Source organism: Bradyrhizobium sp. YR681 (assembly GCF_000282615.1).
Lineage (GTDB): Bacteria > Pseudomonadota > Alphaproteobacteria > Rhizobiales > Xanthobacteraceae > Bradyrhizobium.
On the sequence record NZ_AKIY01000041.1, the window covers coordinates 1 to 15,108 of the forward strand.

Sequence of the window (15,108 nt, forward strand, 5' to 3'; positions counted from 1 at the left end):
GGGCGAGCCGGATCGTGGCGGCGCCGTCCGCCGGCGGACAGGCCGTGGTCCGCGTCCAGGTCCGCGGGGCAGGGGCCGGCGACACGCTGGTGGCGCGGCTCGCCCGCGAGCTCGGCCTCGACGTAGCACTGCTGTCGGCCCGCATCGACGAGATCGGCGGCCAGCATGTGGGCTCGCTCACTCTCGGTATTCCCGGCGGCGAGGACGCGGTGACGCGCACGCTCGCCTGGCTGTCTCAATATCAATTCCCGGCGGAGCGTCTCGGCTATGTCGCCTGAACTCGTCAATCTGATCATCCAGGCGACCTTCGAAAGCCTGTACATGGTGGGTATCGCGGCGCTGCTCGGCACCGTCTTCGGCCTGCCGCTCGGCGTCTTCCTCGCGACCAGCCGGAAGGGCGAGCTGTTCGCGGCGCCCATCGTCAATCGCGTGCTCGGCGCCGTCGTCAATGCGACGCGCTCCACGCCCTTCATCATCCTGGTCGTCGCCATCATCCCGTTCACGCGGCTCATTGCCGGCACCTCGATCGGCTCGACCGCGGCGATCGTGCCGCTCACCATCGCATCGGCGCCGTTCATCGCGCGCCTCGTCGAAGCCGCGATCCGCGAGGTCGACGGCGGCCTGATCGAGACCGCGTCCTCGTTCGGGGCGTCCCCAATCCAGATCGTGTTCAAGGTGCTGATCCCCGAGGCGTTGCCCGGCCTGCTGCTGGCGTTGACGCTCGCGGTGGTCAGCCTGCTCGGCTACTCCGCCATGGTCGGCGCGGTCGGCGGTGGCGGCCTTGGCGATCTCGGCATCCGCTACGGCTACCAGCGCTTCATGCCGGAGATGATGCTGGCCGTCGTCGTCGTGCTGATCGCGCTGGTGCAGCTCGTCCAGAGCGCGGGCGACTATCTGGCACGCCGCGTCAACCGCCGCCTGCGGCACCGCTGATCAACATTTTCTGAACTGGAGATATCCATGCGTTTTCTGGCAACCCTTGCGGCTGCAGCCTTGCTTGCGACCTCGGCGAGAGCCGAGACCATCCGCGTCGGCGTCACCGCCGGTCCCCATGCCGAGATCCTCGACGTCGTGAAGAAGGTCGGCGCCGAGCGCGGCCTCGACATCAAAGTGGTCGAGTTCACCGACTACGTGATCCCGAACCAGGCGCTGGCGCTGAAGGACCTGGAAGCCAACTCGTTCCAGCACGAGCCGTACCTGAAGAACCAGATCTCCAAGACCGGCTGGAAGATCGTCAAGATCGCCAACACCATCGGCTCGCCGCAGGGCGTCTATTCGCAGAAATACAAGAAGCTCGCCGATCTGCCGGAAGGCGCCCGCGTCGCCATCGCCAACGATCCCTCCAACGGTGCCCGCGGCCTGATGATCCTGGCGTTGCACGGCGTGATCAAGCTGAAGGACCCGAACAACGTGTCCTCGACCATCGCCGACATCACCGACAACCCGAAAAAGCTGCGCTTCGTCGAGCTCGATGCCGCCCAGCTTCCGCGCGCGCTGCAGGACGTCGACGTCGTCTCGATCAACAACAATTACGCCGTGCAGGCCGGCCTCAATCCGGCGACCGACGCGATCGCGCGCGAAAACCCCGATGGACCCTGGGTCAACATCCTCGCCGTCCGCGAGGAGGACAAGGACAAGCCGTGGGTGAAGCAGCTGATCGAGGCCTATCACTCCGAACCGGTGAAGGCGTTCCTGCAGACGCGCTTCAAGGGTACGTATCTGCCGACCTGGTAGAGGCAGCGGGCGCGTCAGGCCGCGAGCCGGCTATGCCGCCGGCGGATAGTAGAGAAACTCGATCATCAGGCAGCCGTCGCGGGTGAAGAACGGTCCATGCTCGACATGGGCCGGCCGCCGAGCCGAGTTTCCCACCTGGGCTCGGGAGCAGGGATACCGGTGAAGGCGGGGCGCCTTCACCCCGCGGCCAGTTCGGCCTCATGCGCCGGCACGCCGATCGACGCCGGACCTGCAACGAGACTGTCGAGGTCGACCAGCAACAGATCGGCGATGTGGGTGAGCTGGTGCAGCGGGATGCTCGTCTCGCCGCGCTCGGCGCGCGACACGAAATCGGGCGAGACGCCGATGAGGTTCGCGATCTGGCTCTGGGTGTAGCCACGCGCCTCGCGCGCGGCCTTGACCTGTGCGCCAATGTGCTGCCGGTGCAGGGCCTGCTCTTGCTCGGTCATCATGAGGGCCTGCTCGTCCGGGCTCGCAACGCCGTCCGCGAAGGCAACGCCGAGCAGCCTCCGCTTCTGCCAGGCGACGCGGCAGGGCTTTCGCAAGCCGTCGGCGAAGATCAGCGTGGCCTGTTTCGGAAACGCCAGCGACCAGTCCAGCTTCAGCCGTGCGCCCGTGCCGGACACGTCTGCGATCGTGCAGGGCACGCTCACGGTGCCCCTGGCGCCGTCGAACTCGATGAGGCCTGTTCTCGCAGTCGATTGCCTGGTCGCAGCGCGCAATTCGCTCATGGACGTCGCCCCCGGATGCCCAGCACACGCTGGCGCAGAACGTCGCGGTCACGTTCCGCAAAGCGAATGAAATATTCCGCAACAGATTTTACCCCCAGGGTTCCCTGGGAACAATCGAGCGGCGAGGGCATGGTAAAGGATTCGTTCTCCATGCCCGATTTCGACGTCACCGGAGATCCGGTCGATCGACCGTGTCCGTCTAGAAAGATTCCAAATCCGGGAAGCACGCGCGTCGAGGCGCGCATGAGCGCATTGGTCGCACGCGCTGCACACAGCTCTGGAGCGATTCTAACGCTGTTCCTATCGCGCTCAGAAATCGCCTGCGTTAGGGCGGGGCACCAAAAACGATACCGGCAAAGCCGGCAGTGTGTGGGGCTTCGAAACACGTGTCCGACTTCCAACTTCCTTCGCGTTCGCTAACGCGTCCTTTCCGGCTTCAGGTGCTTTTGCTCGGAGCCGTCAGTCCGCTCGCTCTCATCGTTTCCTTCGCTCCCGTACAGGCGCAGACGCAAATTCCTTCCGTCACCGTCGAAGCGCCGGCCGAGCGCCCACGCCCGGCGGCGGTTGCCTCCTCACGTCGGCCGGCAGCGACGCGCACCTCGCGCGCCAACCGTCGTGCTCCGGCGCAGCCAGCCGCGCCGACCCGGTCGGCGTCGAACGGCGCCACGGGTGAACGCGCCGGCGGACCTGTGCGCGGTTTCGTCGCGACGCGCAGCGGCACCGCCACCAAGACCGATACCCCGCTGATCGAGACCCCGCAGTCGATCTCCGTCATCACCACCGACCAAGTCAGGAATCAGGGCGCAGTCTCGATCGGCGAGGCCTTGCGCTACACCGCCGGCGTCAGTGGCGACGTCAATGGCGGCTCGGACACGCGATTCGGCGGTCTCCAGATCCGCGGCTTCGACATGACCATGCCGGGCCTCTACATCGACGGCCTCAGGATTCCCTCCAGCAATTACGTGCATTTCAACGGGCTCGATCCCTACGGCGCCGAACGCCTCGAGGTCTTGAAGGGGCCGTCTTCGGCGATGTATGGCGGCAGCGGCACCGGCGGCCTGCTCAACTACGTGACAAAACTGCCGACGGCGCAGCAGTTCGGCGAAGTCTCGGTCTCCGGGGGCAGCTTCAACCGCTATCAGGGCCAGTTCGACATGGGCGGCCCCGCCAACAAGGAAGGCACCGTGCTATGGCGCCTGACCGGCGTAGTGCGCGACGGCGAGACCCAGGTCGACTTCAGCAAGGACAATCGCGTCTTCATCGCGCCTGCCGTCACCTTCAAACCGAACGACGACACCACCATCACCGTGCTCGCCAATTACCAGAAGGACCGGGCAGGGTGGGGGCTGCAATTCCTGCCGGCCTCCGGCACGGTATGGCCGAACAACGGCCGCACCATCCCGGTCTCGTTCTTTGCGGGCGTGCCGAGCTTCGACGCCTTCAACACCGAGATCGCGACGATCGGCTACCAGCTCTCGCACAATTTCACCGACAACGTCACGTTCCGGCAGAACCTGCGCTACGCCTACCAGCACAACGAGGAGAAAGTGTTTTACGGCGGCGGCTATACTAACGAGGCCGCGGGGCAGCTCGCGCGATACGGCAGCACCAGCAACTCCTATATCAACTCCTTTGCGGTGGATAACCAGCTTCAGGGCAAGTTCACGACCGGCATCCTCAGCCACACCACGCTGGTGGGGGTCGACTATCGCAACACCACGTTCCGCGACACCGCCTTCAGCGTCACGACGTCGGCCCCCGAGATCAACGTCTTCAATCCGGTCTACAGTTACGACTGGACCGTCGGCGCCATGAGCGACGACACCGGCGTCAAGCAGTCGCAGGTCGGCCTCTATGCGCAGGACCAGATCAAGCTCGGCCGGCTGTCCTTCCAGCTCGGTGGGCGCCAGGATTTCGTGACGACGCAGGTCGACAGCGGTCTCGCCAACACGTCGGTCTCGAAGGATGCGTCGGCCTTCACCGGCCGCGCCGCTGTGATGTACAATTTCGACAACGGGATCGCGCCTTACTTCAGCTACTCGGAATCGTTCCTGCCGGTGCTTGCGACAGGGCTGGGCGGCCAGATGCTCAATCCCGAGACCGGCGTCCAGTACGAGGTCGGCGTCAAGTACCAGCCGCTTGGCTGGAACGCGCTGTTCACCTTGGCCGCGTTCGACCTGACGCGCGACAACGTCGTCACCTACGCCCCGGGGTCGGTCTTCGCCGAACAGACCGGCCAGGTGAAATCGCGCGGCATCGAGCTCGAAGGCACGATGTCGCTCGCCGACGGCTGGAACCTGCGCGCCGCCTATGCCTATGTCGATGCCGTGGTGACGCAGGATCCGGTCAATGTCGGCAAGGCGCCGGTCACGGTGCCGCTCAACCGCGCCTCGCTGTGGAGCGACTACACGCTTCAAAACGGACTGCTTGCCGGCCTGCAGTTCGGCGGCGGCATCCGCTATGTCGGCACGACCTGGGGCGACGATGCCAACACGTTCAAGGTGGGATCATCGACGGTGCTGGACGCGTTGCTCGCCTATAGCAGGGACAATTGGCGCCTGTCGCTGAACGTGACCAACCTTGCCGACACCCGCTATGTCGCTGCGTGCTACAGCCTGTCGGGCTGTTTCTATGCCGAAGGGCGCAAGGCCATCGGCAAGCTGACCTACCGCTGGTGAGTTCGAATTGAGGACGGTCCGGCAGCGGCAGCCGGACCAGCTGGATGAGAGCAGAAGGACGATGAGAGCGATATTCGGCAAGCTGCATCGCTGGGCGGGCCTGCTCACGGCCGGATTCCTGTTCTTCTCCGGCATCACCGGCGCGATCATCTCCTGGGACCATGAGCTCGACGACGTCCTGAACGGCCATCTGTTCGACGTCACCAGCAAGGGCCCGGCGATCCCATCCATCGAGCTGGCCAAACTGATCGAGCAGCGCGACCCGCGGGCGCGCGTGGTCTACCTCTTCATGACGCCGGAGGAGGGGCATTCGCTCTGGTTCTTCATCATGCCCAGGATCGATCCGGCGACCGGCAAGCGCTATGCGCTGGACTACAACCAGGTCTTCCTCGATCCCAACACCGGCGTCGAGCTCGGCCGCCGCTACTGGGGCGCGGTGTGGCCGGTGACGCGCGAGAACTTCGTCTCGTTCCTCTACAAGCTGCACTACACCATGCACATCCCGGAATTCTGGGGCAGCGATCGCTGGGGCATGCGGCTGCTCGGCATCATCGCGATCATCTGGACCATCGACTGCTTCGTCGGCTTCTATCTGACGCTGCCGTCGCGGCGGAGCAAAAAGGCCGCGCGGGCACCGCAGGTGACGCGCCAGCTCGAGCGCGGCTTCTGGGCGCGCTGGGCGCCGGCCTGGATGATCAAGACCTCAGGCAGCGCCTACCGGATCAATTTCGACATCCATCGCGCCTTCAGCCTGTGGACCTGGGGCGTGCTGTTCATCATCGCCTTCACGGCGTTTTCGCTGAACCTCTATTTCGAGGTGTTCTCGCCGCTGATGAAGATGGTGTCGAACTACACCCCGACGCCCTATGAGCAGCGGCCGTACCGCGACCTCGACGATCCCATCGAGCCCAAGGTGAATTTCGCCGAGATCGCCGCGCGCGCGGCGGCCGACGGCAAGGCGCGGGGGTGGACCGTTCCGGTCGGCGCGCTCAGCTACGGCCCGGCCCATGGCGTCTACGCCGCCGCCTACTTCCATCCCGGCGACGACCATGGCGCCGGCGGCGTCGGCCCGGCGCAGCTTTACTACGACAGCGAGGACGGCCGTCCGCTCGGCGAGCGGCTGCCCTGGGTCGGCACGGCCGCCGACATCTTCGTACAGGCGCAGTTTCCGCTGCATTCGGGCCGCATCGTCGGCCTGTTCGGCCGGATCCTGATCTCGATCATGGGCCTGGTGGTGGCCGCGCTCTCGGTCACCGGCGTCGTGATCTGGTGGCGCAAGCGCCGGGCCCGTGTCCGCGTGCGCGAGACCGCGGCGATGCGCCTGAACCGGCAGCTGACGCCGGCGGAGTAGGCCGATCACGCCCCTGCCGGTAATCGCCGTGCCGCACACGTTTGATCGGAATCAAGTCAGTCCCTGGGAATCTTCGCTAGCTTCGCTGCGTGATTAACTCGATTTGCGTCCTCAGGGCTTGATGGCCCTTGTTTGCTTTCCTCTGCGATAGGTTGGTCAAGCACGCCAGGACCAGGCACGCCAGGACAGACGGACGCGAGAGGATGCTGATGCTGCGCACTTACTATTTCGATATGAAGGATGGCGTTCCGGCTCGGGACAAGTCAGGTCTGGAGTTTGGAAGCGATGGCGCCGCCATTGCCCACAGCAAGAGCCTGGCGGAAGACGTTCGCGCGACACGGCCGGGAGGACATCCGGATCTCCGGATCGTCGTCATCGATGAGAACGGTCGGGAAGTTCATCGCGAACCGGTCTATTCAGTGAGCAGCTGACCGTCGCGGTCCACTTGGGCCGGCGGAGCAGGGCCCCGCGCCCGCCAGCCCATCGCGGATGAACCTTCCCGCGACACAGAGTCACAAAGACTGAAGACAGCTCTTGCGTCGTGGAATCGTTATGAAGCGCCTTGCCTTGCTCTGCCTGCTCGTCCTTGCCGCGAACGCAAATGCGGCCACGCCCGAGCAGCATTATCTCGATTTGCGCGATCGCTACATCGCGAAATTCTCCAAAGCCAAGGAGAACGACGAGACGTTCAAGCAACACGACGCGGCGCTCAACGAGCTGACCGGCGTGCTGCGGGGCCTGATCGGGCCCGTCGCCATCAAGGGATTGCCGGCAGACGGCAAGTCGAACGCCGACACGCTGTTCAAGGGCGATTCCGGCTTCGGCCATCTCGACGGACTGGGCTTTGCCTCCGAAGGCGACAAGATGCAGGCTGTGGTGACCACGACGGGGCTGCTCAAGCACTGGCTGCGCGAGCACCGCGAGGACGGCATGCCGCAGGAGATCGGCGCCGCCTTCAAGTCGGACCGCTTCTATTATCAAGCGATCCAGGACTCCGCCTTCGCCAAATATGCCGAGCTGCCGGTCACCAAACCCGCATCGGCGAGTGCCGCGGTCGCCGTGCTCGGCGTGCGCGGCAATGGCGACCTGAAAGGGCCGCCGCATGAAATCGATGTCGTCGCGATCCAGGGCGACAAGGTCTTCTTCCTCGCCGCAACCAGCGCCGTGAAGACGGCCGAGATCCCGGTCTGCGAGAAGGTCTGGAAGCAGATGATGGCCAAGCCCATCGACAAAAAGGACCCGCGGGGCGACATGACCCGCGAAGACAATGCAATGACGGCCTACACGGCGTGCTTCGCCAAGGAAGCGCCAAGCCAGAGCTGGTTCGCAGCGGCCGTGAAGAAAGCGCAGAGCCAGTTGGAGCTGCTGCTGGCGCACTGAAGCGCGGCTGTGGACGCCCGACAAAGGCGATCGTGGCCGAATTTGCCGAGGCGTTGAAGGGTGTCTGAACTTGGCTCGCCGGCTAAAGCGTGCTGCCGCCCAAATTCCAACCGCGCCCACCTTCACCAAAAATCTCGTACCCCGCCGGCGTCACCGCGACGGTGTCCTCGAGCTTGATGAAGCCGCGCCTCGGATGCTTCATCGTGGTCTCGATCGACACCACCATGCCGGGCTCCAGCGGCAGCCTTGCATCCACATCGTCATAGGGAACCGGACCCTTGGCAGTCAGGCGAGGGGCCTCGTGGCTGACGAGGCCCATGCCGTGGGCCAGAAAGTCGGTGCAGTCGCGCTGGGTGATCTGAGCCAGCTGGCGCTCCGCCGCGACGTAGATGTCGCCGCCCATGGCGCCCGGCCGGACCGCGGCAAAAGCCGCGCGCTGGACCGCTTCGATCTCGGCCAGGCAATCCTTCAGCTCGCTGTCGGGCTCGCCGAGCACGGCCATGCGCGCGAGGTCGCCGATATAGCCGTGATAATTGCCGCCGGAGTCCAGCGACAGCACGTCGCCTTGCTCCCAGCGCTGCGATGACGGCGCCCGGTTGTGGCTGTTAGGTCAGGCCGCGATTGGCTTCGGCGATACGCAGTGCATCGCTCAATTGCTGTTTGGTGGTGCCCGGACCGTGTGCGGCGATCACCTCCAGCATCGAGGCGATGACCAGCTCGGACGCCGTCTTGAGCCTGGCGAGCTCGTCGGCCGACTTGACGGCGCGCAGCCGCTCCAGCACCAGCAGCGCGTCCTTGAGTTCGGCGCCGGGCAGGGCGTCGGCCAGCGCCCATCCTGCATCCATCGGCAGGAACGCCATCTCGACCCCGACCCGCTTCAACGGCACGCCGGCGTCCCGGATCAGCGCTACGGCCCGCGTGACGGCGTCCACAGAGCCGTTGGACTCGGTCCGGACCTAGGGCACCCAGGGCGGCGCCACGGCGCGCTGATGGGTCTCCAGCCGGTGGCCGATATAGACGGCTTTCGCCGGTTGCCCCTTGGGATAGACCAGGACGGGCAGATAGCGGCTGACCCCCATGGCGTCCATGTAGTCGAAGAAGATCGCGCGCTCGGCGCCGAGCAGATACTGCACATTGTGCTTGGAGGTCACGACCAGCACGTCGAGGCCGGCGGCTTCCATGAGACGATCGAGCTTGGCAGCGTCGAACGGAATGGCGCGCGAGACGGTCGCGCGGGCGGCGTTCTCCTGCATGACGAACCTCCCATCAGTGGCGGCTTGAAGCGCCTGTGTTGGTGCCGGCAGACCATCCAATCAACAGCCGGATGGTCGCAGGCTCGGCTGCGATTGTCGGCCGGGAGCGGGGCGCTGGGTAGCTGCGGATTTGGCTGGCCTGACCTGCACCCCCATATCCGTGATTCGCATAAGGTATATTATGGAATATATTTATATACAATCAGATCAGTTATTTAGGCGAACTTCCTGCCACCACGCCTTCGCTCCAGCGCCGTTTTCGGTCGGCCCCTCGCACGTCCTGCCGGTTGTTGACGGCTACTGTGCATGGGGTTGTTTTCGCGTTTTTGGACTGCGCCTGTCATGGCGAAAGCCGATATTGCCGTGACCGTGTCCGGCTGCAATAAGCGAGGCTTCGCGAGATCGCAGATGACCTTCTGACTCGACGTCCGTATAGGTTTGCGTCTCACAACAAAAACAAACCTTCCGAGGAAGCAGACCCCATGGTGATTTCAACGCGCTTTTCCCGACGCACGCTGCTCAAGGCCTCCGCCGCGACCGCGGTCCTGGGCGGCATTGGCGCGCCCCACGTGGCCCGCGCCCAGGGCGCCGAGTTCACCTACAAATACGCCAACAACCTGCCGGACACCCATCCGCTGAACGTGCGCGCCAAGGAGATGGCAGCGGCAATCAAGGCCGAGACCAGCGGCAAGTTCGACCTCCAGATCTTCCCGAACAACCAGCTCGGCTCCGATACCGACATGCTGAGCCAGATCCGCTCCGGCGGCGTCGAGTTCTTCACGCTGTCGGGCCTGATCCTGTCGACCCTGGTGCCGGCCGCGTCCATCAACGGCATCGGCTTCGCGTTCCCGGACTACGACACGGTCTGGAAGGCCATGGACGGCGACCTCGGCGGCTTCGTCCGCGGCGAGATCAAGAAGGCCGGGCTCGAGGTCATGGACAAGATCTGGGACAACGGCTTCCGCCAGACCACGTCGTCGAGCAAGCCGATCACCGGTCCTGACGACCTCAAGGGCTTCAAGATCCGCGTGCCGGTGTCGCCGCTGTGGACCTCGATGTTCAAGGCGTTCGACGCGGCGCCCGCCTCGATCAATTTCGCCGAGGTCTATTCGGCGCTCCAGACCAAGATCGTCGAGGGCCAGGAGAATCCGCTGGCGATCATCTCGACCGCAAAGCTGTACGAGGTGCAGAAGTACTGCTCGCTGACCAACCACATGTGGGACGGCTTCTGGTTCCTGGCCAACCGCCGCGCCTGGAGCGCGCTGCCGGAAGATATCCGCACCATCGTCGCCAAGAACATCAACGCCGCCGCCGTGCGGGAGCGCGAGGATACCGCCAAGCTCAATGCCAACCTCCAGCAGGAGCTGGCGGGCAAGGGCCTGACCTTCAACCAGCCCGCCGTCGCACCGTTCCGCGACAAGCTGCGCTCCGCCGGCTTCTATGCCGAGTGGAAGGGCAAGTATGGCGACCAAGCCTGGGATCTGCTGGAGAAGGCGGTCGGCAAGCTGTCGTAACGCGTTGGGGCCGTCATGGCTCATGTCGAGGTACAGGTGACCGAAGTGACGGGCGAGGTGGCTGTTCAGCCCCCTCGCCGATCCCCGTTGCTGGCCTCGCTGGAGCACGTCCTCGGCCTCGCCGTCGAGATCCCCGCGGCGATCCTGGTCGTCGCCGAGATCGTGATCCTGTTTGCGGGCGTGGTCGCGCGCTATGGCGTGCACCGGCCGCTGATATGGTCCGACGAACTCGCCTCGATCCTGTTCCTGTGGCTGGCGATGCTGGGCGCGGCGGTCGCATTCCGCCGCTCCGAGCATATGCGGATGACCGCAATTGTCGCCAGCGCGCGGCCGGCCATGCGCGCCTATCTCGACGTCGTCGCGACCTGCGCGGCGCTGGCGTTCCTCATCCTGATCGTCTGGCCATCCGCCGACTACGCTTACGAAGAGAGCTTCATCACCACGCCGGCACTGCAGATCTCGAACATGTGGCGCGCCGCGGCGCTGCCGGCCGGCATCTGCCTGATGGCGGTGTTCGCGCTGCTGCGGCTGCTGCGCGCTGCCGATGTCCGCATGGTGCTGACGGCGGCGATCTCGGTTGCCGTGGTCGTCGGCCTGTTCTGGCTGGCACAGCCTTATCTGCGGCCGCTCGGCAATCTCAACCTCGTCATCTTCTTCGTCGGCGTCGCCGGCTTCTGCGTCTTTGCCGGCGTTCCCATTGCGTTCGGCTTTGGCCTTGCGATCTTCGGCTATCTGGCGCTGACCACGCGCACGCCGGTCATGGTGCTGGTCGGGCGGATGGACGAGGGCATGAGCCACCTCATCCTGCTCTCGGTGCCGCTGTTCGTATTCCTCGGGCTCTTGATCGAAATGACCGGCATGGCGCGGGCCATGGTGGCGTTCCTGGCGAGCCTGCTCGGCCATGTCCGCGGCGGCCTGCATTACGTGCTGGTCGGCGCCATGTACCTGGTTTCAGGCATATCTGGCGCCAAGGCCGCCGACATGGCCGCGGTCGCGCCCGTGCTGTTCCCGGAAATGAAGCAGCGCGGCGCCAAGCCCGGCGATCTCGTCGCGCTGCTGGCGGCGACCGGCGCCCAGACCGAAACCATCCCGCCGAGCCTCGTGCTGATCACGATCGGCTCGGTCACGGGCGTCTCGATCGCCGCCCTCTTCACCGGCGGCCTGCTGCCCGGCGTCGTGCTCGCGGTCACGCTCTGCATGCTGGTGTGGTGGCGCTACCGCCACGAGGACATGAGCCATGTCCGCCGCGCCACGGGCAGCGAGATCGGCAGGACCTTCATCGTCGCCCTGCCCGCGCTCGCGCTGCCCTTCGTGATCCGCTACGCCGTGGTCGAGGGCATCGCGACCGCCACTGAGGTTTCCACCATCGGCATCGTCTACGGCGCCCTGGTCGGCCTGCTCGTCTACCGCCGGTTCGACTGGCGGCGGCTGTTTCCGATGCTGGTCGAGACCGCGGCGCTGTCGGGCGCGATCCTGCTGATCATCGGCACCGCCACCGGCATGGCCTGGGGCCTGACGCAATCCGGCTTCTCGCGCTCGCTGGCGGCGGCCATGACGGGACTGCCCGGGGGAGCCGCGACCTTCATCGCCGTGTCCATCCTGGCCTTCACCATCCTCGGCAGCGTGCTGGAAGGTATCCCGGCGATTGTGCTGTTCGGTCCGCTGCTGTTTCCGATTGCGCGTGCCGTCGGCGTGCACGAGGTGCACTATGCGATGGTGATCATTCTGGCCATGGGTATCGGGCTATTCGCCCCGCCCTTCGGCGTCGGCTATTATGCGGCCTGCGCCATCGGACGCGTCGACCCGGCCGAGGGCATCAGACCGATCTGGGGCTATCTGCTGGCGCTGCTGGTGGGATTGATCATCGTCGCGATCTTCCCCTGGATCTCGATCGGATTTCTTTGACGCGGTTTAAGGAGGGTGTCGATGAGTGAGCGGCAGAACCCGTACAATATCGGCCTCGACAAGACTCCCGCCAATTACGTGCCGCTGAGCCCGCTGAGCTTCCTCGCGCGCAGCGCCGCCGTCTATCCCGATCATATCAGCACGGTCTATGAAGGCCGCAGCTTCACCTGGGCGCAGACCTACGCGCGCTGCCGGCGCTTTGCGTCCTATCTCGCCGGCGAGGGCATCGGCGTCGGCGACACCGTGGCGGCGATGCTGCCGAACATCCCGGCGATGAACGAGGCACATTTCGCGGTGCCGATGACCGGCGCCGTGCTCAACGCGCTCAACATCCGCCTCGATGCGCCCTCGATCGCGTTCCAGCTCGACCATGGTGGCGCGAAGATCATCCTGGTCGATCCGGAATTTTCAGGCGTCATCACCGATGCGCTGGCGCAGATGAGCGGCCCCAAACCATTCGTGATCGACGTCGACGATGCCGCCTTCAAGGGCGGCAAGCGCATCGGCGAAATCGAGTACGAGGCCGCCGTCGCGCAGGGCGATCCGAACTTCGTGGCGATCCCGCCGAAGGACGAATGGGACGCCATCGCGCTGAGCTACACCTCGGGCACGACGGGCAATCCCAAGGGCGTTGTCACCCATCATCGCGGCGCCTATCTGAACGCCGTCAGCAACATCCTCGCCGGCAATCTCGGCCAGCATCCGGTCTATCTCTGGACGCTGCCGATGTTTCACTGCAACGGCTGGTGCTTTCCCTGGACCATTGCGGCGGCCGCCGGCATCAATGTCTGCCTGCGCAAGGTCGAGCCGACCAAAATCTTCGAGCTGATCAAGCTGCACGGCGTCACCCACATGTGCGGCGCGCCGATCGTCTACAACACGCTGATCAACGCGCCCGATGCGCCGAAAGGCAATGCCGCCCGCCGCGTCGTCGGCCTGATTGCCGGCGCCGCACCGCCGGTCGCGGTGCTCGAAGGCGCCGAAGACATCGGCATCAAGCTCACGCATGTCTACGGCCTGACCGAGGTCTATGGCCCCGCCTCCGTCTGCGCCGAACAGCCCGGCTGGGACGATCTTCCTGCCGCCGAACGCGCGCGGATGAAGCGGCGGCAGGGTGTGCCCTACCCGCTCGAGGAAGGCGTCACCGTCATCAATCCGCAGACGATGCAGGAAGTGCCGCGCGACGGCGAGACCATCGGCGAGGTCATGTTCCGCGGCAATATCGTGATGAAGGGCTATCTGAAGAACGACAAGGCGACGAAGGAAGCCTTCGAAGGCGGCTGGTTTCACACCGGCGACCTCGGCGTGCTCGACGAGCACGGCTACGTCATCATCAAGGACCGCTCCAAGGACATCATCATCTCCGGCGGCGAGAACATCTCCTCGGTCGAGGTCGAGGACATCCTCTACAAGCATCCGGCCGTGCTGTTCGCCGCGGTGGTCGCAAAGCCCGATCCGAAATGGGGCGAAGTGCCCTGCGCCTTCGTCGAACTGAAGGATGGCGCCAGCGCGACCGAGGCCGAGATCATCGGCTTCTGCCGTTCGCATATGAGCGGCTTCAAGACGCCGAAGGCCGTCGTGTTCGGACCGATCCCGAAGACCTCCACGGGCAAGATCCAGAAATTCCTGCTGCGCAACGAGGTCGGATCAGTGAAGGCGATCTCGGCCTGAGTTGGCTCCGACATCCCGCAGTTACGTAGAAGCGCGGATTGACCTTGTGTCTCCGTGCTCGCGGTGATTCGCACTGACACCGGTCGTGCATGTTCGATGACATTCGGACACGACAGGAAAAGATTGGAAAACATTAGGGGCGCATTTACGATTCCGCATTGTCGGATTCGCTGCTTCCACCTGATTCGCCGCGCGGGCTGCGCGGCCGGCGTCCGGCGCGGTTGGGGCGCTTCATGCGGTTGGTGTCGTGAACGCGGACGCGCGAGCGCGTCTGGCGCTGCTGCTATTGACGGCGGGGCTGCTGCTGCCGGGCGCGGCGGAGGCGCAGGCCGTGCGCGAGTTCGGCGCGTTTTCGGCCGTGCAGGCATTCGGATCGCCGGGTGCGAATATGCAGGGCTACGGCTTCAACAATACCACCAGCCCAACGTTCGGCGGCGCCGCCTTTGGCGTGCCGCAGACCCCGGCGTTCTCCGGCGCTTGGTTTGGCAACGGCAGTGGCGGCGGCATGCAACCGGGTTACGGCTGGATCGGCGGGCCGCCGCAGGGATTTGGCGGCGAGGTGCGCTCCGGCGGCATGCGCCAGGCCTTCGGCGGCAGCACCGATAGCGCCTCGCGGCCCGAGACGGCGCAGGCCACATTTCTGGCGATGACCCAGTTCACCCAGACCCTGCTCGATCCCGCCATCGACGGGCGCGGCATCGGCCCCGCCGAGCTTGACGCAGAGCTCGCCGCCTACGCCGATATCGGCAACAACCAGACGCATGGCGGCATCGGACGCGAAGCGTATGGAGCGATCTACGGCAAGCCCTCGCTTGCGTCTGCGCAATGGAACGTCTGGGCCGCCGGCTTCGGCGGTTCACAGGTCTCGGCCGGCGGCAGCGGCTCCGCCAG

11 protein-coding genes and 2 pseudogenes are annotated in these 15,108 nt (G+C 65.3%); 11 read left to right on the forward strand and 2 right to left on the reverse strand.

Translation table 11 applies throughout. The features are described from left to right. The 3 genes from PMI42_RS06200 to PMI42_RS06210 all read left to right on the forward strand — a co-directional run. The coding region (locus PMI42_RS06200) for an NIL domain-containing protein (RefSeq protein ID WP_008131633.1) at positions 1-278 on the forward strand (278 nt) is incomplete at its 5' end. Beyond that, the gene (locus PMI42_RS06205; protein ID WP_008131635.1) at positions 268-933 is read left to right on the forward strand and encodes a methionine ABC transporter permease; all 666 of its coding nucleotides are present in this window, start codon (positions 268-270) and stop codon (positions 931-933) included. The genes PMI42_RS06200 and PMI42_RS06205, both read left to right, overlap by 11 nt. 27 nt (positions 934-960) lie before the next feature. Beyond that, positions 961-1,734 carry a MetQ/NlpA family ABC transporter substrate-binding protein gene (locus PMI42_RS06210; RefSeq protein ID WP_008131637.1) on the forward strand — a complete coding sequence of 258 codons (774 nt, stop codon included), beginning with the start codon at positions 961-963 and terminating at the stop codon, positions 1,732-1,734. Positions 1,735-1,910: 176 nt separating this feature from the next. Here the strand turns inward: PMI42_RS06210 and PMI42_RS06215 are convergent, their stop codons facing one another. Beyond that, on the reverse strand, positions 1,911-2,465 hold the full coding sequence (locus PMI42_RS06215; RefSeq protein ID WP_008131640.1) for a helix-turn-helix domain-containing protein: 555 nt from the start codon (positions 2,463-2,465) through the stop codon (positions 1,911-1,913). 689 nt (positions 2,466-3,154) lie between these two features. Between PMI42_RS06215 and PMI42_RS06220 the strand changes: the two genes are divergently transcribed. The 4 genes from PMI42_RS06220 (at position 3,155) to PMI42_RS06235 (ending at position 7,874) form a co-directional block, all read left to right on the forward strand. Beyond that, positions 3,155-5,143, forward strand: a complete 1,989-nt coding sequence (locus PMI42_RS06220) for a TonB-dependent siderophore receptor (protein WP_008131641.1) — start codon at positions 3,155-3,157, stop codon at positions 5,141-5,143. Positions 5,144-5,204: 61 nt separating this feature from the next. Continuing rightward, positions 5,205-6,494, forward strand: coding sequence for a siderophore utilization protein FsrB (gene fsrB, locus PMI42_RS06225; protein ID WP_008131642.1), 1,290 nt, complete (start codon positions 5,205-5,207; stop codon positions 6,492-6,494). 212 nt (positions 6,495-6,706) lie between these two features. Further along, on the forward strand, positions 6,707-6,925 hold the full coding sequence (locus PMI42_RS39630) for a DUF6894 family protein (protein WP_035964679.1): 219 nt from the start codon (positions 6,707-6,709) through the stop codon (positions 6,923-6,925). Between the two features lie 121 nt (positions 6,926-7,046). Continuing rightward, positions 7,047-7,874, forward strand: coding sequence for a hypothetical protein (locus PMI42_RS06235; RefSeq protein ID WP_008131645.1), 828 nt, complete (start codon positions 7,047-7,049; stop codon positions 7,872-7,874). A gap of 82 nt (positions 7,875-7,956) precedes the next feature. Here the strand turns inward: PMI42_RS06235 and PMI42_RS06240 are convergent. Beyond that, positions 7,957-9,127, reverse strand: a pseudogene (locus PMI42_RS06240) (M24 family metallopeptidase). A gap of 482 nt (positions 9,128-9,609) precedes the next feature. Between PMI42_RS06240 and PMI42_RS06245 the strand changes: the two are divergent. The 4 genes and pseudogenes from PMI42_RS06245 to PMI42_RS06260 form a co-directional block, all read left to right on the forward strand. Next, the gene (locus PMI42_RS06245; protein ID WP_008131651.1) at positions 9,610-10,641 is read left to right on the forward strand and encodes a TRAP transporter substrate-binding protein; all 1,032 of its coding nucleotides are present in this window, start codon (positions 9,610-9,612) and stop codon (positions 10,639-10,641) included. Positions 10,642-10,656: 15 nt separating this feature from the next. After that, positions 10,657-12,546, forward strand: coding sequence for a TRAP transporter large permease (locus PMI42_RS06250; RefSeq protein ID WP_035964676.1), 1,890 nt, complete (start codon positions 10,657-10,659; stop codon positions 12,544-12,546). 21 nt (positions 12,547-12,567) lie between these two features. Next, positions 12,568-14,217 carry an acyl-CoA synthetase gene (locus PMI42_RS06255; RefSeq protein WP_008131655.1) on the forward strand — a complete coding sequence of 550 codons (1,650 nt, stop codon included), beginning with the start codon at positions 12,568-12,570 and terminating at the stop codon, positions 14,215-14,217. Positions 14,218-14,464: 247 nt separating this feature from the next. Beyond that, positions 14,465-15,108, forward strand: a pseudogene (locus tag PMI42_RS06260) (hypothetical protein); the annotation flags it as partial.

Bases quoted from the DNA above. Each gene is read 5' to 3' on its own strand.
- PMI42_RS06205 (WP_008131635.1), top strand. From the start codon at position 268: ATGTCGCCTGAACTCGTCAATCTGATCATCCAGGCGACCTTCGAAAGC.
- PMI42_RS06210 (WP_008131637.1), top strand. From the start codon at position 961: ATGCGTTTTCTGGCAACCCTTGCGGCTGCAGCCTTGCTTGCGACCTCG.
- PMI42_RS06215 (WP_008131640.1), bottom strand. From the start codon at position 2,465: ATGAGCGAATTGCGCGCTGCGACCAGGCAATCGACTGCGAGAACAGGC.
- fsrB (WP_008131642.1), top strand. From the start codon at position 5,205: ATGAGAGCGATATTCGGCAAGCTGCATCGCTGGGCGGGCCTGCTCACG.
- PMI42_RS06235 (WP_008131645.1), top strand. From the start codon at position 7,047: ATGAAGCGCCTTGCCTTGCTCTGCCTGCTCGTCCTTGCCGCGAACGCA.
- PMI42_RS06245 (WP_008131651.1), top strand. From the start codon at position 9,610: ATGGTGATTTCAACGCGCTTTTCCCGACGCACGCTGCTCAAGGCCTCC.
- PMI42_RS06250 (WP_035964676.1), top strand. From the start codon at position 10,657: ATGGCTCATGTCGAGGTACAGGTGACCGAAGTGACGGGCGAGGTGGCT.
- PMI42_RS06255 (WP_008131655.1), top strand. From the start codon at position 12,568: ATGAGTGAGCGGCAGAACCCGTACAATATCGGCCTCGACAAGACTCCC.